The sequence below is a fragment of the Streptomyces sp. NPDC002853 genome (assembly GCF_053591915.1).
This window is the reverse complement of the sequence record NZ_JBSFUS010000019.1, coordinates 13,023-34,682: the sequence shown is the minus strand read 5'-3', so window position 1 is coordinate 34,682 and position 21,660 is coordinate 13,023. Positions and strand designations below refer to the sequence as shown.

General features: G+C 70.2%; 20 protein-coding genes. 10 read left to right on the top strand and 10 right to left on the bottom strand.

Annotation, left to right across the window (positions count from 1 at the left end; all coding sequences use genetic code 11):
- Positions 1–80 precede the first annotated feature (80 nt).
- Positions 81–920: a helix-turn-helix transcriptional regulator gene (locus ACWD02_RS39125; RefSeq protein ID WP_451220504.1), complete on the bottom strand. Its 840-nt coding sequence runs from the start codon at positions 918–920 to the stop codon at positions 81–83.
- Between the two features lie 330 nt (positions 921–1,250).
- Here ACWD02_RS39125 and ACWD02_RS39120 point away from each other — a divergent pair, with 330 nt between their 5' ends.
- A complete protein-coding gene (locus ACWD02_RS39120; RefSeq protein WP_451220498.1) occupies positions 1,251–2,195 on the top strand; it encodes an SDR family oxidoreductase in 945 nt (314 codons plus the stop codon).
- A 100-nt stretch (positions 2,196–2,295) separates the two neighbouring features.
- On the opposite strand, the gene ACWD02_RS39115 is transcribed toward ACWD02_RS39120, so the two are convergent.
- The 3 genes from ACWD02_RS39115 to ACWD02_RS39105 all read right to left on the bottom strand — a co-directional run bounded on the left by ACWD02_RS39115 (position 2,296) and on the right by ACWD02_RS39105 (position 5,683).
- Positions 2,296–3,498 (bottom strand): PP2C family protein-serine/threonine phosphatase, encoded by a 1,203-nt coding sequence (locus ACWD02_RS39115; protein WP_451220762.1) that lies wholly within the window; start codon positions 3,496–3,498, stop codon positions 2,296–2,298.
- Positions 3,499–3,838: 340 nt separating this feature from the next.
- Positions 3,839–5,077 (bottom strand): MFS transporter, encoded by a 1,239-nt coding sequence (locus ACWD02_RS39110; RefSeq protein ID WP_451220496.1) that lies wholly within the window; start codon positions 5,075–5,077, stop codon positions 3,839–3,841.
- A gap of 117 nt (positions 5,078–5,194) precedes the next feature.
- Positions 5,195–5,683 carry a hypothetical protein gene (locus ACWD02_RS39105; RefSeq protein WP_451220493.1) on the bottom strand — a complete coding sequence of 163 codons (489 nt, stop codon included), beginning with the start codon at positions 5,681–5,683 and terminating at the stop codon, positions 5,195–5,197.
- A 580-nt stretch (positions 5,684–6,263) separates the two neighbouring features.
- Between ACWD02_RS39105 and ACWD02_RS39100 the strand changes: the two genes are divergently transcribed.
- On the top strand, positions 6,264–6,914 hold the full coding sequence (locus ACWD02_RS39100; RefSeq protein WP_451220490.1) for a DUF1707 SHOCT-like domain-containing protein: 651 nt from the start codon (positions 6,264–6,266) through the stop codon (positions 6,912–6,914).
- 185 nt (positions 6,915–7,099) lie between these two features.
- Complete coding sequence (locus ACWD02_RS39095) at positions 7,100–7,483, top strand: winged helix-turn-helix transcriptional regulator (RefSeq protein WP_451220487.1); 384 nt, start codon at positions 7,100–7,102, stop codon at positions 7,481–7,483.
- 607 nt (positions 7,484–8,090) lie between these two features.
- On the opposite strand, the gene ACWD02_RS39090 is transcribed toward ACWD02_RS39095, so the two are convergent.
- Positions 8,091–8,879: a hypothetical protein gene (locus ACWD02_RS39090; RefSeq protein WP_451220485.1), complete on the bottom strand. Its 789-nt coding sequence runs from the start codon at positions 8,877–8,879 to the stop codon at positions 8,091–8,093.
- A gap of 239 nt (positions 8,880–9,118) precedes the next feature.
- Between ACWD02_RS39090 and ACWD02_RS39085 the strand changes: the two genes are divergently transcribed.
- Entirely contained in the window at positions 9,119–9,676 is a 558-nt protein-coding gene (locus ACWD02_RS39085; protein WP_451220482.1) for a hypothetical protein, read from the top strand.
- Positions 9,677–9,717: 41 nt separating this feature from the next.
- Here ACWD02_RS39085 and ACWD02_RS39080 read toward each other — a convergent pair whose 3' ends face one another.
- Complete coding sequence (locus ACWD02_RS39080; RefSeq protein ID WP_451220479.1) at positions 9,718–10,755, bottom strand: MerR family transcriptional regulator; 1,038 nt, start codon at positions 10,753–10,755, stop codon at positions 9,718–9,720.
- A gap of 179 nt (positions 10,756–10,934) precedes the next feature.
- Between ACWD02_RS39080 and ACWD02_RS39075 the strand changes: the two genes are divergently transcribed.
- From ACWD02_RS39075 to ACWD02_RS39050, 6 genes are all read left to right on the top strand, one after another.
- Positions 10,935–11,552: a sigma-70 family RNA polymerase sigma factor gene (locus tag ACWD02_RS39075; protein ID WP_451220476.1), complete on the top strand. Its 618-nt coding sequence runs from the start codon at positions 10,935–10,937 to the stop codon at positions 11,550–11,552.
- 238 nt (positions 11,553–11,790) lie between these two features.
- Positions 11,791–12,570 carry an anti-sigma factor domain-containing protein gene (locus ACWD02_RS39070; RefSeq protein ID WP_451220473.1) on the top strand — a complete coding sequence of 260 codons (780 nt, stop codon included), beginning with the start codon at positions 11,791–11,793 and terminating at the stop codon, positions 12,568–12,570.
- 166 nt (positions 12,571–12,736) lie between these two features.
- The gene (locus ACWD02_RS39065; RefSeq protein ID WP_451220470.1) at positions 12,737–13,930 is read left to right on the top strand and encodes a lycopene cyclase family protein; all 1,194 of its coding nucleotides are present in this window, start codon (positions 12,737–12,739) and stop codon (positions 13,928–13,930) included.
- Between the two features lie 34 nt (positions 13,931–13,964).
- Positions 13,965–14,684, top strand: coding sequence for a class I SAM-dependent methyltransferase (locus tag ACWD02_RS39060; protein WP_451220467.1), 720 nt, complete (start codon positions 13,965–13,967; stop codon positions 14,682–14,684).
- Positions 14,681–16,279, top strand: a complete 1,599-nt coding sequence (locus ACWD02_RS39055; RefSeq protein WP_451220464.1) for an FAD-dependent oxidoreductase — start codon at positions 14,681–14,683, stop codon at positions 16,277–16,279. Before ACWD02_RS39060 ends, ACWD02_RS39055 begins: the two co-directional genes overlap by 4 nt.
- A gap of 66 nt (positions 16,280–16,345) precedes the next feature.
- Entirely contained in the window at positions 16,346–16,687 is a 342-nt protein-coding gene (locus ACWD02_RS39050) for a hypothetical protein (protein ID WP_451220461.1), read from the top strand.
- A 70-nt stretch (positions 16,688–16,757) separates the two neighbouring features.
- Here the strand turns inward: ACWD02_RS39050 and ACWD02_RS39045 are convergent, their stop codons facing one another.
- The 4 genes from ACWD02_RS39045 to ACWD02_RS39030 are packed head-to-tail and all read right to left on the bottom strand — an operon-like array spanning position 16,758 to position 21,590.
- Positions 16,758–17,777 (bottom strand): DUF5914 domain-containing protein, encoded by a 1,020-nt coding sequence (locus ACWD02_RS39045; protein WP_451220458.1) that lies wholly within the window; start codon positions 17,775–17,777, stop codon positions 16,758–16,760.
- Positions 17,774–18,811, bottom strand: a complete 1,038-nt coding sequence (locus ACWD02_RS39040) for a phytoene/squalene synthase family protein (protein WP_451220455.1) — start codon at positions 18,809–18,811, stop codon at positions 17,774–17,776. The genes ACWD02_RS39045 and ACWD02_RS39040 overlap by 4 nt, the downstream gene beginning before the upstream one ends.
- Positions 18,808–20,343, bottom strand: coding sequence for a phytoene desaturase (locus tag ACWD02_RS39035; protein ID WP_451220452.1), 1,536 nt, complete (start codon positions 20,341–20,343; stop codon positions 18,808–18,810). The genes ACWD02_RS39040 and ACWD02_RS39035 overlap by 4 nt, the downstream gene beginning before the upstream one ends.
- A complete protein-coding gene (locus ACWD02_RS39030; RefSeq protein ID WP_451220449.1) occupies positions 20,343–21,590 on the bottom strand; it encodes a polyprenyl synthetase family protein in 1,248 nt (415 codons plus the stop codon). The genes ACWD02_RS39035 and ACWD02_RS39030 overlap by 1 nt, the downstream gene beginning before the upstream one ends.
- Positions 21,591–21,660 lie beyond the last annotated feature (70 nt).

The following is a 21,660-nucleotide window of genomic DNA, read 5'->3' as shown; positions in this document are numbered from 1 at the left end:
TGCCCTCCACCTTGTTCCTAGGGGTCCTAGGTTAAACCTAGGACCCCTAGGAATGGCAAGTGGTCTGCTCGCTCAGCAGCTCAGCGCAGCGCCTGCGCTCCGATGACGGAGAGCAGCTGCAGCTTTTCGTGGCTCTCGCTGCCGGGGATGGCGGTGTAGACGAGCAGGAGATGCGACTGGTTCGGGTCGAGCAGCGTCTGGCAGGTCAGCTCCAAGGCGCCGACCTCGGGGTGGACGAAGTGTTTGACCTCGTTCGGCCGGATGCCGATCTCGTGGTCGCCCCACACCTGACGGAACTCCTCGCTCTGGGCGAGGAGCAGGTCGGCGTAGTGGGCCGCACGGGAACCGGGGCCCCGCAGCGTGGCGACCCCGCGCAGGCCCGAGACGAACATGCGGGTGAGGAACGCATGGTCGTCGGAGGCGTAGAGCTGGCGCGCGGCGGGGTCGGTGAACCATCGGTAGCCGAGGCTGCGGGCCGGGCCGCTGTAATGCGTCAGGTCGCCGGTGAGTGCGATGCCGAGCGGGGTCTGCCGCAGCGTCTCGCCGAGCTCGGTGACGATTTCCGCGGGGGTGTCGTGCAGCCGGTCCAGGATGCGCAGCAGGCCGGGGCTGATGTGTTCGCTGTCCGCGCCCCGCGGGGGAGGGGTCTGTCCGGCGAGCCGGAAGAGGTGGTCGCGTTCATCGAGGGAGAGATGGAGCCCCTGCGCGATGGAGGCGATCATCTGCTCGGACGGCTGCGGTCCGCGTTCCCGCTCCAGGCGCGCGTAGTAGTCGGTCGACATGTGGCACAGCGCGGCCACTTCCTCCCGCCGCAGCCCTCTCGTCCTCCTGCGCTGTCCGCGCAGGAGGCCCACATCCTCGGGTTGCAGCGACTCCCGGCGACGCCGCAGGAACTCCGCAAGGCCGGTCCGATCGATCACCGTGCGCGCCTCCGTCACCGTGCATGCCTCCGTACCTGCTCATTTCTACCGCCCGCGCATCTCGGCATCCACGGATCGTCGATCCCCCCTTCGCGGGTTGCCGCCCCTGCGGAGCCGCCCGAGGCTGTGTGACGTACCCGCTTGCGAAAGGACGAGGGCGCGGCCGGCTGGCTTCCCGGGCCGTTCGCGGCTCGCGGCTCGCGGCTCACGACGTACGGCTGCGGTTCGCGCCGGAGCCAGGACTTCCCGATCAGTGGATCGACCGGCCCTGAACAGCGCCGCCGTCTTGCCCGACGGTGGAGGCAACGACACAACCCCAGGAGTGGGCACATGCCACGCAAGACCATCGACATCACCGTTCCCGACCTGACCGGCAGGCGCGCCGTCGTCACCGGAGCGAGCGACGGCATCGGGCTCGGCCTGGCCACGAGGCTCGCGGCGGCCGGTGCCGAGGTGCTGCTGCCCGTACGCAATCCACGCAAGGGCGAGGCCGCGATCACGGCCATCCGGCAGGCGGTCCCGCACGCGAACGTGACGCTCCGCGAACTCGACCTGTCCTCCCTCGCCTCCGTGGCAGCTCTCGGGAAGACCCTGGGGGATGAGGGCCGGCCGATCCACATCCTTGTCAACAACGCCGGCGTCATGACTCCGCCCGACCGGCAGACGACCGCGGACGGGTTCGAGCTCCAGTTCGGCACCAACCACCTCGGGCACTTCGCTCTGGTGGCCCACCTGCTGCCGCTGCTGCGCGCCGGCCACGCGCGCGTGACCTCGCAGGTCAGCGTCGCGGCGAAGCAGAACGCCATCAACTGGGACGACTTGAACTGGGAACGCTCCTACGACGGCATGAAGGCCTACAGCCAGTCGAAGATCGCGTTGGGACTCTTCGGCCTCGAACTCGACCGGCGCAGCCAAGCCGATGGCTGGGGCATCACGAGCAATGTCGCGCACCCCGGGGTCGCTCCGACGAACCTGCTCGCCGCACGCCCCGAGGTCGGCCGCGCCAAGGACACCATGGGCGTGCGCCTGATCCGGGCTCTCTCTGCCCGCGGCATCGTCGTCGGGACGGTGCACACCGCGCAACTCCCCGCCCTGTACGCCGCCACCTCACCCGACGCCGAACGCGGCGGGTTCTACGGGCCGCGCGGACCCGGGCACATGGGCGGCCCTCCCGCGGAGCAGAAGCTCTACCCGCGCCTTCGCGGCACCGGGGAAGCCCGGCGCGTCTGGCAGGTCTCCGAAGAGCTCACAAAGGTTCCCTTCCTCGTCAGCTGAGAAGCCCGCGTCAGCTGAGCAGCCCTCGCCGGCTGGGAAGCCCGCGTCGGCTGAGGAGCCTGCCGCCGCGTCGCGCCCGGTCGCCCGCCCCCGCGCCGGTCTAGGCGTCCGGAGCGGGCTGGGCGTCCGGAGCGGGCCGGGCGGCTCCGCGCCAGTCCAGGATCATCACGGTCGCGTCGTCCTTGAGGTTGCCGCGGCAGGCGTTCAGGACCGCCGTCGTCAGAGCGCGAACGGCCTCCCGGGGATGCAAGGCGCGGGTCTCGCGTACGAGAGAGGCCAGATCAACGGCCGACGCGCCGCGTTCCTGCATCCCGTCGGTCAGCAGGACCAAACGGTCGCCTGGGCTCAACTGAAGCTCCTGCAGCCGGTACGAGACGGGTGATGCCACCCCGAACGGCAGGTTGATGCCCAGCTGCACCTCCTCGACCTCTGTGGCGCCCTCCCGCAGGCGCAGAGGCCAGGGGTGCCCCGCGTTGATCAGTTCACAGGTGCCCGACTCCAGGCGGATGCAGAGCAGTTGCCCGGTGGCGAGCCCGCGATTGTGGGCCAGCAAGGCCTCGTGGGCGCGACGGGCCTGTTGCAGCGCGTCGCAACCGGTGCGGCGGGCGCCGCGCAACGCGGCCATCACCAACGTGGCCAGCAGAGCGGAGTCGGTGTCATGGCCCATGGCATCGGTGATGGACAGGTGGAGTGTGTCCTGATCAAGCGTGTAGTCGTAGGTGTCGCCACCGATGTCGTCGGCCGGGACAAGTCCCGCGGCGAGGGTGAACTGGGGAGCTTCACAACAAGAGGCCGAGGGGAGCAGCTGGTGCTGGATCTCGGCGGCCAGACTGGTCCGGGTCGTGCGCCGGCCCGCGTGGTAGAGGTCGGTGAAGCGGCGGTCCGTGACGATGATGTACGCCAGTGCGTGAGCTGCTTCGCGGATCTGTCCGAGCACACCGTCGTCGGCATACTGCAACGTCACCTCCAGTACGCCGATGCAGTCGCCGCGGTTGGTCACCGGCGAGATCACGCGCCGTCCGCCCTGATCGTCCGGCTCCACATGCTGGCGCTGGTCGCGCAGAACTGCTTCGTAGACGCTGCCCTGCAAATCCAGCTGCTCCGTGGCGTTCGCCGCCTCTCCCTCGGCGGGGGCACTCAGGCGCAGGAGTTGCTGTTCCATGAGATCGACGAACAAGAACGACACACGATCCGCCCCGAACCGCTTGCGCAGATCGTGCGCTATGACACCGACGGACTCCCCGGGCGGCGCTGACTCCGCGGCGGCCAGAAGCTCGCCCAGTTCCAGATCTCTACCATCCATGGCAACCTCCATCGTCTCGCCGCCACTTCTTCCCCGGGATTCGCCGATCTCACCCAATACGTTCGTCACTCCCGGCCGCAGCTCCGTTCCTTCCGGCCGGGCACGGGGCGTGGCACGGGGATATGCCCGCAGCGCATGTAATGCGTTGACCTGCACGTTTTCCCTCGTCGCCGGTCCGAGAAGCAGAGGTGCTGTCGCTCGGTCAGTGCGTGCCGAGGCTCACACAGCCCGATCACGGAGCTGCGGGCAGCGGGTGACCGGTTCAACCGATCCGGTTGATGAAGTCGAACGGGGGTACGTTCTTTTGACTGAGGTGCGGTCGAACAGTCACCCAGCCCGCTCACGCACGTGCTTGGTCGGCCGTTGCGCCGGAATCCGCCTCAGATGCCCCGTACCGGGATCGCGTCCGCATGCCCCAGCGTTCAAGCGGCGGGCCGACGGCGCCCACTGCCGCGAAGAACACGCCGAGAAACAGCCAGCCGGTGGTGCCGTATCCCAGCACGAGGGTGGTGAGGACGGCCGGGGCCAGCGCCTGGCCCGCGCTGAAGCCAAGACCGAGAAGACCTTGGTACTGGCCCTGGGCATGGTCCGGTGCGAGGCCGAACCCGAGGGCGAATCCGGCCGAGGACTCCCAGATCTCACCGAGACTGTGGATGCAGATCGCCGCGACCACCAGGGCGACGGCCACCCAGACGGGAGCGTGTGCGGTCAAAGCGATCAGCGGACAGCTGACCAGGAAGAGGAGCCCCGCGGTCCCAAACGCCCGGCCGCCGTCGCGCGGGGTTTCGATGCGGGAGCCGATTCTGGTCTGCAGCAGGACACAGACGGCGGCGTTCAGCGCGGACATCGTGGGCACCGTCCAGCGTGGTGCGTCCGTGTGTTCCGAGATCCAGATCGGAAGCAGCAGGGACACGACGGGGTACTGCAGCCCCATGGCCCCGAAAAGGGCTGTGAAGGTGACGAAGGGGCGGTCGCGGAGTGCGATCCAGCGGCGCTGCTGCGGCGGAGGCGGCAACGCCTTGTAGTGGGGGAGCAGAAACAGGAGAAGGGCGCAGAGCGCGAAACTTGCGGCATTGCCAAGAATCAGCACAACGTAGGCGGTTGGGGTGTTGGCTGCCACGGCGAGTCCGGCGCCGACGGTGCCCAGGACGACGCCCAGGTTGACGTAGGTGCGCAACTTGGCCCGGAAGAGCGCGGGTTGCTCGGTCCCGACCCGGACGACGAGGGCTCCCCACGCCGCTCCTCCCGCGGATGCGGCAAGTTGGTCGATGGTGGCGATGACGGCGAGAGCGGCCCAGCTCTCGACGAGGACCAGGGCAGACATCGCCGCCGCCTGAACGGCGAGAGCCAGCATCATGATGGTGCGAGGACCTCGACGATCAGCGAGGTGGCCTCCCGGGATCCCCGCGAGCAGACCGATCAGTCCGGCGACGGTGAGGGCGAGGCCCACCTGCACTGCGGGGAGTTGCACGACCAAGGTGAAGTACAGCGCCGATGCGCTGTTGAAGAGACCATTGCCGACCCGGTTCACGAAACTGGCCAGGATCAGCACTCGTTCCGACCGGGTGTCTCCCGCCATGCGCGCTATTCGTCCGGCTGATCTCCCCCTGATCATGGAACGCAGATTAACAGCGGCCGTACGAGGCAGCCGGGGACGCCGGGCGCGACCGGTGACGCGAGGGTGCCCAGAGACGAGTCACTCGATGCCGAGGGGGCCGAAGCCCAGATCCTCGCGCATACGGCTGCGCATCTCCGCCATGGCCGTGCGGCGTTGTCGGGTGAAGGCCCTGTCCTCCGGGGAACCGACCTCGACCCCGCGGGCGTAGGCGTCACGCATCTGACGCAAGCTGTGAAACGCCTCGTTCCCGGCCGCGACAACGGCCGGCGGGCCCACGAGCCAGAGCTGTTCGCTGGCCGTGTGCAATCCGGTTCCGCGAAAGGCTTCGCGCACCGCCGCATCACGCGCTGACTCGGACATGTGATCACCCAGGGCCACGGCCCGGATCTCTTCCCCCGCGTCCTTGAGGGCGGAGGCGTACTCGGTGTACACGCCACGCCGCACCTCCAGAGCGTGCCGCCCTTCCTCGCGACGCCACCTGTTGCGATCGGCGACGAGAGTGGCAGCGATGCCGATGGCAGCACCTGTCAGCGTGGAGAGCAGAGGCATCCAGTCCATGCGCGGCATGCTGTCTCAACTGCCGCGGCAACACCAGCGGCCTCCGCGGCATCCCCTGGAGAGGGCCCACTCCCACGAGTCACCCTCTTGTCGGCCTCGTCGCCTCAGCGGGCGCCGTCGGACTTCGGTGCGCCGGGGACGCGACGATCGCCGCCGTTGCGGTCCTGCCACAGGCAGTAGACGTCCACGGCGCTGTCGCGCGGCTCGTGGCGCATCGGCAGGCGGCGCTCCTGCCAGGGTTTGGCGAACTCGTCGTAGAACGCCGCTGCGCGCGCAGGTGACCGAGCGGGGGCTGCCGCTCGCCGGGCAGGGCGGGGATTGAGGCTGCCGGGGAGGTGGGTGAACTGGCTGCTGGCGCACGGTTGTTGTCGACAGTGGTGGCTCGGCATGATGGATGCCGTTTACGGCGAAGTGACGTCGGCCATCGCCTCTTCGCTGTTCGTGGGTGAGGCCCAGCAAGTCCAGCAAGGCAAGCCCGGGCCTGGGGCGGCTTGGCCCGGCTTGAATGTATGTCGCGATATAACGTTAGTCTCTTACGCGCGCCGCTGCCCGCGTCGCGCAGAACGTTCTACACGACCAGGACGGAAGCATGTCGGGAGATAATCCGCCCACCGGTAGGCACGCCGGCCCAGGCTCGACGCCCGAGCTGCGGGCCTCTCATGCGGACCGGGACCGGGTGGTCGATGTGCTGCGTATCGCGGCGGGCGACGGCCTTCTGACCGCGGAGGAGTTGGACGAGCGCCTGGAGACTGCTCTGTCGGCGCGGACTCTGAGTGAACTGGCCGCGCTCACCACCGACCTGCCGCCCGTATCGGTCAAGGATGGGACGACTGCGGCAGAGGTCAAGGACGTCGTCCGGATCGAGCAAGTCCACAGCGGTGCGGTCGAGCGCCTGGGACGCTGGGTGGTGCCGAGGCGGCTGGAGCTCGCGGTGACTTGGTGCGACGTGACGCTCGACTTCACCGAGGCCGTGATCACGCGGGACACCCTTCGGATCGACGTGGCCATGGCGGGCAAGAGCCTGACGCTGATCACAGGGCCGGGCATCGAGGTCGATGCCGACGGCCTGACCCTGGTCCACTGCAAGCTGGTGGACCGTGGCACGCGGACGCCCCCAGGCGCGCCGACCAGGCTGCGCGTGGAGTTGGTCGGCCAGAAGGCCCACGGTCGGGTGGTGGTGCGGCCCCCACGCCGGACGTTCGGGCAGTGGCTGTCGCGCAGGCCCGCGTCCTTGGGCTGAGCGATTTCGTGTCGACGACGTACCTACACCAGACTGTCCCGCAATGCCACGCAATGCCACGCATGCCCCGACCAGTGGCCGAGGTGTTCGCCCACTCGACAGGTGCTCTCTTGTGGTTACTGAGGAACCATAGGAGAGTGGCAGCCGACAGGTGGAAGAACGCACTTCTGGTGACTGGGGAACCCATGGGGACCAAGCAGCAACTCAAGGGGCTGCCTGAGGACGCCGACCTGAGGCGCGCGGACTCGTTGGCACGGGAGATCTTCTCGGACGTCGCCAACAAGTGGGCGCTCCTGATCATCGAGGCGCTGGGCGAACGCACCCTGCGCTTCAGCGAGTTGCGCAACGAGGTCGAGGGCGTCAGCCACAAGATGCTCACCCAGAACCTGCGCATGCTGGAGCGCAACGGACTGCTCAGCCGGACGGTGTACCCCACTGTGCCGCCGCGGGTCGAGTACACCCTCACCGAGCCGGGCCGCGCCCTGCGCGCCGCGGTCGATGCGATGTGCGGCTGGACCCATCAGTACCTCGGACACATCGAGGACGCGCGTGATCGCTTCGGCACCTGACGGACACGCACCGCCTTGCCGTGGCCCAAAAGGCGGTGCCTGACGGCTCATCGGCCGAGGCTGCCCCGGCACAATGTCACCGTGCCCGGGTCCGTGACGCCCTCGGCCATGTCGCACACGATCTTGCCGTCGTAATTCTTCGGACGCGGAGGACGGGGCGCCAACGGTTTGGGGCGCGGCTCGGACCGTTGCGCCACGGGCCGGGGCGGCGTTGACGTCCGCTGGACCGACGTGCGGGCCGGGGCTGGTGACGGGAACTCACGGCCGGCGGCCGGTGCCTGGCGGCGAGGCGTCGGCTCCGCGCCCTCCCTGTCCTCCGCGCTCTTCGGCTTGCCGCCGCCGCTCCTCACCAGCGCGTCACGCGCCGAGGCCTGGGTGGCCCGCACGCGAACCTCCCGCGAAGCCGGCGTCTGACCCCCTGCAGGTTTCAATGACGGGGCGACCCCCGGCGTCACGGAGGTGCACCCCGCGGTACTCAGCAGGGCCAGGACAGCGAGCATGACGAGGGGGCGGCGCATCGGGCCACCGTCCCGCAATGCTGAGTCTGATCGCAGCCATCTGCGGCCGGACCACCGGAGTGAGTGACGGGGACGCTGCGCCTTCCCGCTCAGCTATCCGAACCGGTCTCTGTTGCTTCGCGTGCCGCGGCGAGGGCTTGCTGCCTGACTTCGCCGAACAGCTGGATGGTGGTGGCGGCCAGGACGTCATCTCTGTCGATGGTCCGGCTGTCTCCCCTACGGGTGGGTTGGGGCAGGACGGACTCAGGCACGGAGGGGCGCGTGTCGGTCGGTTCGCCCGGCATCGTCAGGGTGACCGCGCCGAACCGTTTGATCCCGCCCTCCCGCACGACCATGGCCGCGTCCCGGGCGAGGTCCGTCAGGAACACGCTCGCGAGCCCATCCAGATCGCGGACCATCGCCGGGACAGCTGCCACACCCCGGTCGCGCAGCAGTTTCCTGATTCCGGCCTCGAACCTGTGGGCGCCCACCACGGCACTGGGCTTGAGTGACCTGCTGCGCTTGGGAGCGCGTACGACGGCACCCTTGGCGTCGTACACTACGCCGGTCAACTCCTTGAACGTCGGGCTGTGGTGGTACCACTGGCCTCCCACCTCCAGCTCGACGTCCCGGTCGATGACTGTCACGAGGTCCCTGGGAATTAGCTTCCTTCGGGCTTCCTCCTCCGCCGCTCGCCGCGCGCCGTCGATGATGGCCGTCAGTACTGTCTGCGTCACCGACGCGCCGGCCCGCGCGGCGGTCCGCGAGACGTGCAGTGGGGTGACGTCCCTGAACACTGCCCTGACCAGAGAAGGCTTGAACGAGGGGACGGCCGTGCCCTCGGCGGACGCGGAACCGGTGCGCTCGGGACGTATGGGTTGTGCGGGTTGTGCGGGCATCGGAAGGGCGCTCCCTGCTGTCGGTATGCATCGGACCCGCTTTGCCGCGCGGACCCGCTTGCTCGCGCTATCCTCCGTCGATCCCGCGCTCGATCAAAGGTCTGACGGCACTGTTGTGTTGCCGGCGCGGTGTCCCACCTCGGACGCCGCGCACGGCCGCGATGTCTTCAACAACGATGCCGTCGGGGCGTGTTCGGTCCACTGCGGCCATGATCCGGGGGACCGATAGGCTGATCTTCATGGAGACCGAAAGGGCCGGGGAGCCGGTGGGCGTGGTGTGTCCCGGGTGCGGCGGTGTCGATGTGCGGACCGTCGAGCAGGCACGCGGCGGCAAGGGCGCGATGCGTGAGGGCCTGAACGGTCGGCTGGAACCGGGGCCGAACAAGACCGGCGACGGATGCATGCACTTCGCGGAAGGCATGGTGCTGACCGGCATGGGCGTCGCCCTCGCCTACATGGGCGTCCAGCAGGACAAGCCGCTGTACACGGTCGGCGGGGTCGCCCTCGCGCTGATCTGCTTCTTGGGCACCATTGCGGTCGTACGCGGTGACCGGCGTGAGAAATTCGCCGCCGAGGCAGGCGAAGCCCGCGCGGAACGGCTGTGGCAGCCGGCGCATTACTGCTACGGCTGCACCTCGGTGTTCTGCCCCGGCGGCACTCCGTGGCAGGGACTGCTCACACCGGAAGAGTTCAAGAAGCTGGTGTGGACCGAGGCGGGTTACGCCGATCAACTCCCGCCGGGGGACAAGGCGAAGGACGCGGAGCTGCCTCAGGGCGTGCTGCAGGAACGGCCGTAGGGGCCTGGGTCCGGTTAGGTCCAACTGAAGGCGCGAGCGTCTCACTCCTCGCGGAGAGCAAGGAGTGAGGTGACGGCGTCGCTGAGCCGGTGGGGGCGCAGGGTGCCCGCGAGGTGTGGTCCTGCCCAGCCGGGGCCGGCCACCATGACGGTTGAATGCGTACGGGCTCCGGGGACGCCCCATTGCAGAGAGCTGAAATGCGTGGCAAGGGGGCGGCTGGCGGTGCCGTAGGACTGCGCCCACAGCACGATCGCGGCAGGACCAATGCGGCGTACGGCTTGGTCGAGCGCCTCGGCCGGTACCGAGGACCCGAACATGCTCACCGGAACGCCTCGCTCCGACAGCGCCGCCGCGAGAGCTTCCAGCGGCAGGGTGTGCGCCTCGCCCGGCACGCAAGCGAGGAGCATGGGCGAGATCGGGGCCCCGGCTGCGCGCTGCATCGCGCCGTAAGGCCTCGTCACGCGCCGCAGAGCCGTTGACACCTGCCACGACAGCAGATGCTCGACCTCGACGTAACGCTCGCCCGAGGTCTCCCACTTACGGCCGACCGCGTGCAGGGCAGGCATGATCACTTCGTCCCACGCGGGGATCAGCCCCAACTGCGAGATCGCCGTACTGAGCAGGCTTTCGACGGCGGGGGAGTCGAGCCTCAGTGCCGCACGGCTCAGCCCACGCAGGTGCTTTCGGGTCTGGCCGGGCGAAACGGGCCGTTGGAGCGAAGAGGGCCGGCCGCTCAGATCAGGATGCAAAGGTTCCTGAGTCAGAGGTTCCTGGGCCGCAGGTTCCTGGACCAGAGGTTCTGGCCGGCTCGACGAAGCCACGGAGGTCTGCAGGGCGGTCCGAGCGGCTTCGGATGGTGGCACGCCCGTACTGGTGAGCCGGCACATGTGCTCCAGGACCGCGATGTCCTCGGCCGTCCACCGGCGATGGCGTCCGCTCTGGTGGCCGGCGGGGCCGACGCCGTAGCGCTGGCCCCACGAACGCAGCGTCGTCGGCGCCACGCCGAATCGTCTGGCGACAGCCCCGGTACTCAGGCCCGCCACGGTCGGCAGGGGGTGCTGTAGCTCGATGTCCCTCATAGGTTCACCGTACGACGCAAGACCGACGCATGTTGCACGGCCCGGCGCGTGATCGTGACTCTTGGCCCATCACAGCGCGCAAGACGCTCGGTGGAACCGGACTGCGGTGAGCCCTCGCAGCCCCGCCGAGCCGACTGGACCGAGCTCACCGGGCCGCCTGGCCTGGCAGGAGGAAACCCATGGCGGTGAAGGCGGCACCCGTTCCCACAGCGGTCCCCTCGCATGTGCCGGTCGAGGAGAACCAGGACGCCGAGGAGATCGCGGCCGGCTTCGTCCGTGGCGACGAACGCTGCGTCGCAGCGCTCTATCAGCGCTGGGGCGCCCTGGTGCACACGCTCGCAGCTCGCGCTCTGGGCGATGCCCGGGAGGCGGAAGACGTCACGCAGCAGGTCTTCCTCGCCGCGTGGCGCGGCCGGGCGGGGTACCGGCCCGACCGTGGGCCTCTCTCGGCGTGGCTCGTCGGCATCACCCGCCGGAAAACGGCGGATGCGCTGACTGCCCGCACCCGTCGGCTCGCGCTCGCCGCGGCCGCGGGTGTGCAGGGCGAGACCGGGGTGCTTCCGGCGCACGATCACCCGGAAGCCGCGCTGGACAGGGTGCTCATCGTGCAGGAGCTCGGCAAACTGCCGCCGGTGCAGCGGCTCATGCTGGGTCTTGCGTTCTACCAGGACCTCACGCAGGTGCAGATCGCCCAACAGACGGGCCTTCCCCTGGGCACCGTCAAGAGCCATATCCGCAGGGGTCTGCACCGGCTGAGGCACACCCTCGAAGGTGAAGACGCTCCGGTGGACGGCTAGGCGGGACGACGCAGAAGCGATGCGGTTTCGGCGCGGCCGCGACGCATCCGTGAGTGGTCGGACCTCCTCCCGCATCCGAATCCGCATCCGTCGACGTGCCATCGCGGGAAGTAGTCCGAGATCCCGCAGCGCGCGGAATCCGCCGCGAAGGGGCGTATGAGATCTGCGATGCCGGAGCAGCGCGGGCAAGGTGGACGAGGTGGGTGAGCCGGGTGCGAGGTAGGCGAGGCAGGCCATCATGAAGCACGTCGACTCATCGGACCTCGCTGAACTCGCTCTCGCCGAGGCCGACGCGGCGCGCTCTGGGCCCGTCGGCGCCCACCTTCACCAGTGCGGCGCGTGCCGGGCGCATCTCGACGCGTTGCGCCGGGTTGTCGACGCGGCGCGGTCGGTGTCCCCTGCCGACGTACCGACGCCGCCACCGCAACGAGTCTGGCAGGCCATCTCCGCGGAGTTGACTGTCGACCCGGGCTCCTCGCGGGCGCGACTGCCGCATTCCGCCGCTGTACGAGACACCGCAGGTCGAGGGCCGACCGGACACGGCACTTCGGTGCGCCGCGCCGGACGCCGGTCCGCGCTTCTGCTCGCGGCAGCCTGTCTGCTCGTCGGCGCGGCGCTAGGGAGCGCCGCCACCTGGTGGCAAGCGCAGGTGCAGGTGCACGTACGGCAGGAAAGCAGCGGAACGATCCGCCGGGGCGCCGAAGCCACCCTCGCTCCACTGGCCGTTGCCCGCGCCAAGGGAGTTGCGCACCTCGTCGTGGACGGCAGCGCGCACAACACTCTGCGCATCAGCGTGAAGGGGCTGCCCAGCACCAAGGGGTACTTCGAGGTGTGGTTGATGGACTCGACCCACAAGAGGCTCATCGCGGTCGGCGTCCTTGGGCCCGACGGGTCGGCCACACTGCCCCTTCCCCGCGGCGTGGACCTGTCCGGCTACCCCGTGGTGGACGTCTCCGACCAGGCGTACAACGGCGATCCCACGCACTCCGGCAAGAGCATCGTCCGCGGCGCTCTGTGAGCTGGGGGTGGTCATGTACTGGTCGGTTGGCGTACGGCGCGCCGATGGGTGGCTCTCGTACCCATGTCTGTGCATCCAACGGCTCCCTTCGTAGGGAATGCTGGCTGCAAGGGCTGACGCACGGTCAAGGTACGAGCTGACGCACGGTCAAGGTACGAGGGGCGGCATGGACGACGCGGAGATCGCCATCGTGGGCGCCGGCGCGGCCGGACTGTCCCTGGCCTATCGGCTCTGCGCCGCCCCTCCGGCACGCACCAGGCCTTCGGTCGTTCTCATTGATGCCCCGCACGGCCCGCTGAGGCCGCCCGAGCGGACCTGGTGCTTCTGGGAGGAGAGCGAGGGTGAGTTCGACGCGTCGCTGTCCGGCGTGTGGGACACCCTGCGGGTACGCGCCCCCGACGGAACATCCGTGATCGGTTCTCCGGCGCCGCTGCGCTACAAGATGCTCCGCTCCGGCTCCTTCGAGGATCTGGTCGCGGCGCGAATCGACGGTGAGGGTCGGGTGCGGCGCGTGGAGGCCGAGGTCAAGGAGGTGCGTGACCTGCCGCAGGGAGCAGAGGTGCGCGGCAGCACGCCGCGGGGCGAGTCGTTTGCCCTGCGCGCCCGGTGGGTGTTCGACTCTCGCCCGCTCACGACGTTGCCGCCCGCCAGGACCACGCTGCTGCAGCATTTTCGCGGCTGGTTCGTCAGCGCGGACCGGCCCGTCTTCGAGGCCGGACTGGCCGACCTGATGGACTTTCGCACGCCTCAGCCCGCGCACGGTCTCTCCTTCGCGTACGTGCTGCCCATGACGCCCTACCACGCCCTGGTCGAGTACACGGAATTCTCCGGCGCCGTGCTCGAGGAGCGTGCCTACGACGAAGCGCTGCGCATGTACGTGACGAAGCGACTTGGCCTGGAGCGCTATGAGGTCGGGCGTGTCGAGCAGGGCGTCATCCCCATGACCGACGCGCGCTTTCCCTCTCGCTCCGGCCGGTCGGTCTTCCGTATCGGCACGGCCGGCGGGGCGACCCGCCCTTCCACCGGCTACACGTTCGCGGCGGTGCAGCGGCAGGCTTCCGCCATCGCGGCCGCCTATCACCTCGGGCGTACTCCCCAGCCCCCGCCCGTCCACGCCAGGCGCTCGCTGGCCATGGACTCCGTCATGCTGCGGGCCCTGGACACCGGACGCGTGGACGGGGCCGCGTTCTTCGCCGGACTGTTCGGCAAGGTGCCCATGGAACGGCTGCTGCGCTTTCTCGACGGACGTACCCGCTGGGACGAGGACTTCAGGATCGGTCTGCGTACGCCTGTCCTGCCCATGCTGCGTACGGTCGCGGAGCTGCCGTGGCTGCCCCGGCACCACACGGCTACTACGTAGTCGTGACCGTCAACCAACCGAAGGAGACGCCGAGATGACGCTGTTGCGTGACGACGAACTGTCCGCCGCGTTCGATCACGCCGCCCACACCTACGACCGGCTGGTGTCCGCCAATCCCGGCTACCACGCCCATCTGCGACGCTCCGCCCGGCGTCTGGGGCTGGCGGACGAAGGTGCCGGACTGCGCGTGCTCGACCTGGGATGCGGCACCGGCGCGTCGACCGCCGCCCTGCTCCACGCGGCACCGCGCGCCGAGATCGTCGCGGTGGACGCCTCGCAAGGCATGCTGGACCGCGCCGCGGCCAAGGCGTGGCCCCCTGGCGTGCGCTTCGTGCATGCGCCCGCCGAGCAGCTCGCCCGGGTCGGAGTCGAGGGACCCTTCGACGCGGTCTTCGCGGCCTACTTGTTCCGCAATCTCGACGACCCGGACGCGGTGCTCACCGCCACCCGCGAACTCCTCGCCCCGCAAGGCCGGTTGGGCGTGCACGAGTACACGCTCAGCGGCCGGGCGCTGGACCGCGCGGTGTGGACCGCCGTGTGCAAGGGCGTGGTCCTGCCGGCCGGCACGGTGGCCGGCGACCGCGACCTCTACCGGCACCTGTTTCGCAGCGTCGTCGACTTCGACACGGCGGCCGCGTTCGCCGCACGGGTACGGCGGGCGGGCTTCCGCCAGGTACGTGTGCTGCCGATGCCGGGCTGGCAGACGGGCATCGTGCACACCGTGGTCGCTGCGGCTCCGGACGCCGCGCGATGAGCGGACGCGATGTGGCGAGCGGACGCGGAGTGGTGAGCGGACGCGGCGCGGCGAACGGCGGCGCGAGGCGTCACGGACGTGATCGGCGGGCCCGCGTGGTGCCGGGCCCGCAGGGGACGGGACGCGTCTCGGGTGAGACGCGGCGCGTGGCGGTCATCGGCGGGGGCATCGCCGGACTGGCCGCGGCAACCGCGCTGGCGGAGCGGGGCGTTGAGGTGACGCTCTACGAGCGAGACGACCAGCTCGGGGGCCGGCTCGCGGGATGGTCCACGGAACTGGCGGACGGCTCCACGGTCACGATGAGCCGCGGATTTCATGCCTTCTTCCGCCAGTACTACAACTTGCGCGGGCTGTTGCGTCGGGCCGACCCCGCCCTGAGCATGCTCCAGGGCCTGCCCGACTATCCGCTGCGGCACAGCGGCGGCCTGCAGGACAGTTTCGCGCGGGTGCCGCGCACCCCGCCCTGGAGCGCGCTCGGCTTCGTGGCCCTGAGCCCCACCTTCGGCTGGCGTGACCTGACCCGGATGAGTCCGCGCTCGGCGTTGCCGCTGCTCGACGTACGGGTGCCCGACGTCTACCGGCGCTTCGACCACATCAGCGCCTGGGATCTGCTGGAACGCATCCGATTCCCGCAGGCGGCCCACCACTTGGCCTTCGAGGTGTTCTCCCGCAGCTTCTTCGCCGACCCGCGGCAGCTGTCGGCGGCAGAACTCGCCCTGATGTTCCACATCTACTTTCTCGGCTCCAGCGAGGGGCTGCTGTTCGACGTGCCCCGGGCTCCTTTCCCGGCCGCGTTGTGGGAACCGCTGGCCCGGTATCTGGCGGGCCATGGTGCCGACATCCGCACCGGCCAAGGGGTCGAGAGCATTGAGCCCGCGGGCGATGGCGGCTTCCACGTCGTCACCCCGGATGGACACAAGCGGCACGACGCCGTCGTTCTGGCCCTGGACATCAAGGGTCTTCAGCAGGTGGTGGAACAGTCTCCGCTGCTCGTCGACCGCGAATGGCGTACGCGGATCAAGGGCCTGCGGACCGCGCCGCCCTTCCTCGTCTCCCGGCTGTGGCTCGACCGCCGCCCGGCGCCCGATCGGCCCGGTTTCCTGGGCACGAGTGGATACGGGTCCCTGGACAACGTCAGCGTGCTGGAGCGCTGGGAGAGCGAGGCGGCTGAATGGTCGGCCCGTACGGGTGGCTCGGTCGTCGAACTGCACGCCTATGCGGTTCCCCCGGGAGCGGACCGGGCAGCGGAACAGCGCGGTTTGCTGGCCCAGTTGCACCGGGTCTACCCGGAGACCCGTGACGCGAAGATCGTCGACGCACGGCATGAGTGGCGCGCCGACTGCCCGCTGTTCCCCGTCGGCGGATACCTGGACAGGCCCGCAGTGCGCACCTCGGACCCGGCCGTCACGCTGGCCGGCGACATCGTGCGCAGCGATCTGCCGGTCGCGTTGATGGAGCGGGCGGCAACGACCGGCTTCCTCGCGGCGAACGCCCTGCTCGAACGCTGGGGCGTGGCCGGACAAACGCTGTGGACCGTCCCGGACAAGGGCAGGACAATGGCGCTGAGGGCCCTCAATCAGGTGGCCGGAATCTGAGAAGCCCTCGGCCGGCTGCGCACGACTGACGTGGGCTACCGGTGGACGAGATGAGAGGTGCATTGGGTGGCTCACACACCGGCTGAGCGCGTCCTGGCCCGGACATTCACCTCCGATGACGGCGCGATCCGGTTCAATGTCACCGACCTGACGGTGGACCACCACCCGGACCGGAGCGTGACATTGATCTACCGGCTCCTCATCGAACGGAAGGGGCAAGCCGAGGAGAGCTGGGTGTGGACACTGCCCTGGAGCGACCGGTCCTTCGTGGACGTGTTCACCTCGTCCGCCCCTGAACCCGAGCGTCTTCGCCACCTGGTGGAACTGGTGCACGGCCTCTTGGAAGAGTGGTGGGACACCAAAGGGAAGAACCGTCAGTTCGCCAAGATGGGGCGCCGGTGTCCCTGATCGCGCTCGCAAGGGTTTCGTAGGCGCAGTATGCGGCGGCCCCGTACTCAGCGGCCGCCGCCCCAGGTGCTCAGCCCGGGAAACGCCCCGTGCTCCGCAGCGCCCAGCGCCTTTCCGCGTAGGCCATGTCATCGCGCCACAGTCGCCCGGCTGCCGCCCGCATGGCGGGGCGCAGCAGCGAGGTCAGAGATCTGGCGACCGCGAACCCGCGCCGGTCGGACGCGGCGATCACCGCTTCGAACACGGCCGTACGAGGCTGTCCCGCGGCATCCGGCTCGAGCGGTGTGGCGTGGGTTTCCACGACGGAGCCCGCTCCCTCGCCCTGGGTGATGTGCATGACGACGGTGCGCGGTTCGGGGGCCGTGAAGACGGCCGTGACGGGTACCACGGCGCGTGCGGCCACCTTGAAGGACACCTCTACGGCGAACTTGTCCTCGGCCTCGCTCACGGGCCCGGCTCCGGGCTCGTCCACCACGCGGAGATCGACGAATGAGTAGGGGTGGAACCAGGCGCCGTGCCAGGGATCCAGGCGATTGGCGATGATGTCCTCGGGTTCGCAGGTCCCGGTGGCAGTGCAGACCGCCGACACGCTCCCGGCCAACCGTGGGCGCTCGGGAATCACCGGCCGGTCCAGGGGCTGCTCACCGCCGATGGTGTCGAGGCGTACCCAGGCCAGAACCCCGTCGTCGTGGGCGGGGTAGGGCTGCCAGCCCGCGCGTGCCGATCCGTCGAGGGCCAGCCCGTGCCAGTGACAGAAGAGGGTGCCGCATCGCACGACGCTGTCCTTCAGCGGTGCACCGAGGTGGGGGCAGGCGCCAGGGCCGGCCCGCAGAGCTCCCGAGGCGTCGCGCCACGCGACGACCTCGGTGCCGGCGATGGTCCGGCCCAGCGGTCGCTCGGCGGTGATGCTGCGGGTGTCTCCCAGGACGTACCAGTTGCCGGACGGCCTGGCCTGGGCGCGCTTGAGTGCCTGCGCGATGACGGCCGGCCTCGCCTCGCGCCAGGTCGGCTGCTGCCGCTCCCAGGCCACGGGACGACGCCGCAGCCTCAGCGGATAGCGGCCGGTGCCGGAGAAGCGCCCGGAGCTCATACGGCCTCCTTCCTGGGCTGCCGAGTGCGCGCCTGCGCGGTGTGCGGCATGTTCAAAGGTGGCGGTGCGTCAGGTGCGCCCGCGACGGGGGCGCTCATGGAGCGGGCGCGCAGGCGGGCCATGGCCAGGCGGGCCAGGCCGTCACAGGCGACCGCCGCCCGGCGACGGCGGGGCACCACGGCACGGCGGTGCAGAACGCCGAATCCGTCCCGTGCGATGGCGTCGAGGATCGCGCCGTACAGCACGAAGGCGGTGCGGATGCACGGCCGGGACACGGGGTCCAGCAGCGGCAGGCCGGGCGCCGCCTCGCGGTAGACGCGCCGGGTGAGCGCGGCGGCGTCCTGCAGGGCCGCGGTGATGCGCCGGTCATGACGCCCGCTGTCCCTGCTCCAGCGCAGGAGGGCCCGGTCGACGCCGTGCGCGGCCAGCAGGTCCATGGGGAGGTAGACGCGTCCGCGGTCGAGGTCCTCTCCGACGTCCCTGAGGAAGTTGGTCAGTTGGAAGGCGACGCCCAGGGCGGCGGCGTGCGGGGCGGCCTCCTCGCGGGGGACGACCGTGCCCAGAACGGGGAGCATCTGCAGGCCGATGACGGCGGCCGAACCGTGCATGTAGTTCCGCAGGTCCGCGTAGCGCGGATACTCGGTGACCTCCAGGTCGAGCCGCATCGACGTCATGAAGTCCGTGAAGAGCTCCGGGGCGATGGCATAGCGGGCGGCGGTGTCGGACAGTGCCGCCACCACCGGGTCCGTGCTGATTCCCTTGCGCAGTCCGACTTCGAGATCTTTTTGCAGGAGGTGCAGCGCCGAGGCGCGCTCACCTGCCGTGGCCGTGGAGTCGAGGTCGTCGACGATGTCGTCGGCCCAGCGGGCGAACCCGTACAGGGCGTGTACGGCGGGTCTGCGCTCGACGGGCAGCAACCGTGTGGCCAGGAAGTACGTCTTGCCGTGCCGTGCGTTGAGCCGGCGGCAATGGGTATAGGCGGCGCGCAGGGCGGGGTCGGTGATGCCGGCGCTGTCGAGTTCCCGGGCGGTCATGGCGCGAGGCCCTTCGTGGTGGTCGGAGCCTGGATCCGGGCGGGTGACGTCGGCCGCGGGCCGGTGACGCGTGCCGCGGCGAGCTTTCCGGAGATCAGGACGGTCGGTACGCCGACGCCCGGGGTCGTGCCGCAGCCTGCCAGGACGGCGTTCTCGACGCCGCGCACGAGGTTGCGTGGGCGGAAGGGGCCGGTCTGCGCGAAGGTGTGGGCGGCGGAGAACGGGGTGCCGGCCGCGTGTCCCTGCGCGGTCCAGTCCGCCGGAGTCACCAGGCACTCCTCTTCGATGGCGGAGGCCAAGCCGTGCAACCCGCGCCGTTCCAGCTCGGCCAGGAGACTGTCGCGGTAGCGGGGCGTGAGGTCGCGCCACTCGTGGGCCGAGGGGCCGATGCGGGTGTTGGGGCAGGGCGCCAGGACGTAGTGCAGATGGCGTCCTTGCGGGGCGAGCCCCGGGTCGGTGGCCGTGGGACGGGTGATCAGCAGGGACGGGTCGGACATCAGGCTGCCGGTGCGGGTCAGTTCGTGAAAGGTGCGCTTCCAGGCGGACCCGAACGAGATGGTGTGGTGGGCCAGTTGGGGCCAGGTGCGGTCGGTGCCCGCGTGCAGGACCACCGCCGAGGGAGAGTGGCTCAGGCGCACGGGGCGGCGCGGCTGTGTACCGAGCAGGCGGTAGGCGACCGGCAGATCCGGCGTCAGGACGACGGCGTCGCACGGGAACCGTTCCTGATCGGTGACCACGGCCGTGACCCGGCCGCCGCGGCGTTCGAGGCGCGTCACCTCCTGCCCGAAGCGCAGTTCGGCCCCGGCGTCGGCGGCCGCCGCCGCCATGGCCCGCGGCAGGGCGTGCATCCCGCCCCGCGGAAAGTAGACGCCCGCGATGGTGTCCATGTACGCGATGACGGCGTACGCGGCCAGCGCGCGGGCCGGCGGCACACCCGCGTACAGCGCCTGGAAGGTGAAGACGCGGCGGAGCCGCTCGTCGGAGATGAACCGGCCGATGCGCGCGTCCAGGCGGCCGAAGCCGCCAAGTGCCGCCAGACGGACCAGATCCGGTGTCAGCAGCCCCAGGGGAGAATCGAAGTTGGTGTCGATGAACCGGCGCATCTGGGCTGTGTACAAGTGCTGCAGCCAGGTACGCAGCCTGCGATATCCGGCGGCTTCCCTGGCTCCGGCGAAGCGCTCGATCTCCGCTTCCATCGCCTCCGCCCGGGTGTGGACGTCCAGACTGCTGCCGTCGGCGAACCGCGCCCGGTAGGCCGGGTGCAGCTCAAGCAGCTCCACCCGGTCGCTGAGCCGGTCGCCGACCGCGGCGAAGGCTTCGTCCGCCAGGTCGGGCATGGTCAGGACGGTGGGCCCGGTGTCCATCCGGTATCCGCCGCGTTCGAGCAATCCGGCCCGGCCGCCGGGCTCCAGGTCCCGCTCGACCACGGTGACTCGCCGTCCGGCGCCCAGCAGGTGCAGCGTGGCGGACAGCCCCGCCAGGCCCGCTCCGACGACCACCACATGATCCGTCGGCCCTTGCAGACGCCTCATTACTTCCCCTCTTCGCGAGCAACAGCGGCGGCCCCTGTAGCGGCGGCAGCGGCGAGCAGGGGGTCCGATACCCCGTCCGCGTGTGGTGTGCAGCGTGTCGCGGCACCTTGCGCCGCGCTGCGCGAAACGCCGCTGACCAGGTAAAAGAGCTCTCGGAGTTGCGCCTCGGCCGCGTGGCGGGGGAGCGCGGCGTCGGCGAGATGCCGCACACTCTGCGCGGCGAGCCGCCGTACGCGGTTCTCGACGACGCCGCGGGCTCCGGTTGCCTCCAGCACGCTGCGTACGCGGTCCAGTTCGATCCCCGCCGACTCGGCCCGGCCGCCGAGAACGGCATCGAGGACGGTGAGCGAGTCATGATCGGCGCCGGCCTCGGCGCGCTCCCGGGCCACGGCCATCAGATACGTCGCCTTGCCTTCGCGGATGTCGTCGCCCGCAGGCTTGCCCGTGTCATCGGGTTCCGCGTAGACCCCCAGCAGGTCGTCACGCAGCTGGAAGGCGAGGCCCGCACAGCGGCCTGCCGCGCACAGTGCCCGCGTGGTCCGGCCATCCGCACCGGCCAGCGCCGCACCGAAGGCCAAGGGCCGTTCCACCGAGTACAGGGCGCTTTTCAGCGTGGCCGTGCGGGCAGCCCGGGCAAGGGAACGAGAAGCGGTCGCCTGCCCGTGCAGGTCGAGGTACTGGCCCGCGACCATCTCCTCCCGCATGGCCCGCCACAGAGCACGGACGGCCCGTGCGGTGCCCGCGTCGAGCGCCGTGTCGGCCACCAGGTCATCGGCCCAGGCCAGGGCCAGGTCGCCGACCAGGACGGCTGCGGATGTCCCGAACGAGGCACCGGCTCCCCGGGCAGTGGTGCTGTAGCGGGCCTCGAGCTCGACGTGGACGGCTTGTTGCCCCCTGCGGAGTGGCGAGCCGTCCATCACGTCGTCATGCACCAACGCACAGGTCTGGATCAGCTCAAGGCCGACGCTGAGGCGCAGCGCGGCCCGGACCTGTTCGGCGTCGAGGGTCTCGGTGCACGCCCGTAGCCCCCACCAGAGGAAACGCGGGCGCAGGCGTTTGCCACCGTTGGAGGTGAAGTGGGCGACGCGTCCGGCCACGTCTTCGGCGAAGGTGGGGTCGATTGTGCGGGCGGCTTCGAGGCGTTCGGCCAAGACGCGCTCCAGCGTGCGGCCGACGGCTGCGGGAACATCCGCGTCGATGACGGCCGGATCTTCTGCGCCGTGCGGTACGTCCCGCGCCTGCGCCATCCCGGGCGAGGGGCCGTGAGCTTGCCCAGGCCTCACCCGACCGGGTCCGTGGTCGTACGCGCTCCTCGGA

Bases quoted from the DNA above. Each gene is read 5' to 3' on its own strand.
- ACWD02_RS39120 (WP_451220498.1), top strand. From the start codon at position 1,251: ATGCCACGCAAGACCATCGACATCACCGTTCCCGACCTGACCGGCAGG.
- ACWD02_RS39115 (WP_451220762.1), bottom strand. From the start codon at position 3,498: ATGGATGGTAGAGATCTGGAACTGGGCGAGCTTCTGGCCGCCGCGGAG.
- ACWD02_RS39110 (WP_451220496.1), bottom strand. From the start codon at position 5,077: ATGGCGGGAGACACCCGGTCGGAACGAGTGCTGATCCTGGCCAGTTTC.
- ACWD02_RS39105 (WP_451220493.1), bottom strand. From the start codon at position 5,683: ATGCCGCGCATGGACTGGATGCCTCTGCTCTCCACGCTGACAGGTGCT.
- ACWD02_RS39100 (WP_451220490.1), top strand. From the start codon at position 6,264: ATGTCGGGAGATAATCCGCCCACCGGTAGGCACGCCGGCCCAGGCTCG.
- ACWD02_RS39095 (WP_451220487.1), top strand. From the start codon at position 7,100: ATGGGGACCAAGCAGCAACTCAAGGGGCTGCCTGAGGACGCCGACCTG.
- ACWD02_RS39090 (WP_451220485.1), bottom strand. From the start codon at position 8,879: ATGCCCGCACAACCCGCACAACCCATACGTCCCGAGCGCACCGGTTCC.
- ACWD02_RS39085 (WP_451220482.1), top strand. From the start codon at position 9,119: ATGGAGACCGAAAGGGCCGGGGAGCCGGTGGGCGTGGTGTGTCCCGGG.
- ACWD02_RS39080 (WP_451220479.1), bottom strand. From the start codon at position 10,755: ATGAGGGACATCGAGCTACAGCACCCCCTGCCGACCGTGGCGGGCCTG.
- ACWD02_RS39075 (WP_451220476.1), top strand. From the start codon at position 10,935: ATGGCGGTGAAGGCGGCACCCGTTCCCACAGCGGTCCCCTCGCATGTG.
- ACWD02_RS39070 (WP_451220473.1), top strand. From the start codon at position 11,791: ATGAAGCACGTCGACTCATCGGACCTCGCTGAACTCGCTCTCGCCGAG.
- ACWD02_RS39065 (WP_451220470.1), top strand. From the start codon at position 12,737: ATGGACGACGCGGAGATCGCCATCGTGGGCGCCGGCGCGGCCGGACTG.
- ACWD02_RS39060 (WP_451220467.1), top strand. From the start codon at position 13,965: ATGACGCTGTTGCGTGACGACGAACTGTCCGCCGCGTTCGATCACGCC.
- ACWD02_RS39055 (WP_451220464.1), top strand. From the start codon at position 14,681: ATGAGCGGACGCGATGTGGCGAGCGGACGCGGAGTGGTGAGCGGACGC.
- ACWD02_RS39045 (WP_451220458.1), bottom strand. From the start codon at position 17,777: ATGAGCTCCGGGCGCTTCTCCGGCACCGGCCGCTATCCGCTGAGGCTG.
- ACWD02_RS39040 (WP_451220455.1), bottom strand. From the start codon at position 18,811: ATGACCGCCCGGGAACTCGACAGCGCCGGCATCACCGACCCCGCCCTG.
- ACWD02_RS39035 (WP_451220452.1), bottom strand. From the start codon at position 20,343: ATGAGGCGTCTGCAAGGGCCGACGGATCATGTGGTGGTCGTCGGAGCG.
- ACWD02_RS39030 (WP_451220449.1), bottom strand. From the start codon at position 21,590: ATGGCGCAGGCGCGGGACGTACCGCACGGCGCAGAAGATCCGGCCGTC.